1 pseudogene is annotated in these 644 nt (G+C 31.2%); it reads left to right on the top strand.

Annotated elements, in window-relative coordinates:
* Positions 1–644 (top strand): annotated as a pseudogene (locus tag EHV01_RS06365) (hypothetical protein); the annotation flags it as partial.

Raw genomic sequence — 644 nt, 5'->3', positions numbered from 1 at the left:
YTYCTACCTACCAATAAATAAAATAAACGGAGTTAATGATAAAGTTCAATCAATTTCAGTTGACAGTAAAAACAATGTCTATTTTGGTACAAACAATGGTCTTTATGTGTTGAAACAAGGGGAAACCACACCAACCAAAATAACTGGGTTTGTTGATGTTATGATTAGTTATGCATCTGCAATTGATAGCAATGACAATATTTATTTTGGTACAGATAATGGTGCGTATAAGTTGTCTGCTGGGTCAAGCAATGTAATATCAATTTCAACCTTGCCTTCTTTTGTTCAATCAATTTCAGTTGACAGTAAAAACAATGTCTATTTTGGTACAAACAATGGTCTTTATGTGTTGAAACAAGGGGAAATAACACCAACAAAAATTAATGGTATAAATGGTGGTTTTGTATCATCTGCAATTGATAGCAATGACAATATTTATTTTGGAAAATTTGATGGTGCATATAAGTTGGGTGTTGGTGAAATAACACCAACAAAAATTGATGGTATAGGTGGTCAAATAAATTCAATTTCAGTTGACAGTAAAAACAATGTCTATTTTGGTACAAACAATGGTCTTTATGTGTTGAAACAAGGGGAAATAACACCAACAAAAATTAATGGTATAAATGGTGGTTTTGTATCAT

The organism is Spiroplasma sp. hy2 (genome assembly GCF_044714365.1).
In the GTDB taxonomy this organism is placed as follows: Bacteria; Bacillota_I; Bacilli_A; order Mycoplasmatales; family Mycoplasmataceae; genus Spiroplasma; species Spiroplasma phoeniceum.
The sequence above is the reverse complement of the archived record's forward strand: the minus strand, read 5'-3'. Positions and strand labels throughout refer to the sequence as shown.